Source organism: Janthinobacterium aquaticum (genome assembly GCF_009208565.1).
Taxonomy (GTDB): domain Bacteria; phylum Pseudomonadota; class Gammaproteobacteria; order Burkholderiales; family Burkholderiaceae_D; genus Janthinobacterium.
The window spans coordinates 1-238 of record NZ_WFLK01000077.1 but is presented as its reverse complement, the minus strand read 5'-3'; the positions used below and the strand labels follow the sequence as shown (position 1 = coordinate 238).

The 238-nt window shown below is 67.2% G+C and carries 1 protein-coding gene; it reads left to right on the top strand.

Features of this window, described 5'->3' with window-relative positions:
• Positions 1–238, top strand: a 238-nt coding sequence (locus GCM43_RS25975) for an Ig-like domain-containing protein (RefSeq protein ID WP_193315758.1), incomplete at both ends; no start/stop codon positions are given.

Below are 238 nucleotides of genomic sequence, written 5' to 3'. Positions count from 1 at the left end.
GCACCGTCACCCTATACGACACCAACGGCACCACCGTGCTCGGCACGGCAGTGGCCACCGGCGGCACGTGGAGCATCACCAGCAGCGCGCTGGCCTCCGGCACGCACAGCTTGAGCGTCAAGGCGGTGGATGCTGCAGGCAATAGCAGCGTCGCCAGCGCGGCGCTGTCGATCAATATTGACAGTGCGGCACCGGCAGCGCCAAGCGCACCGGTATTGGCGCTGGCTTCCGATAGCGG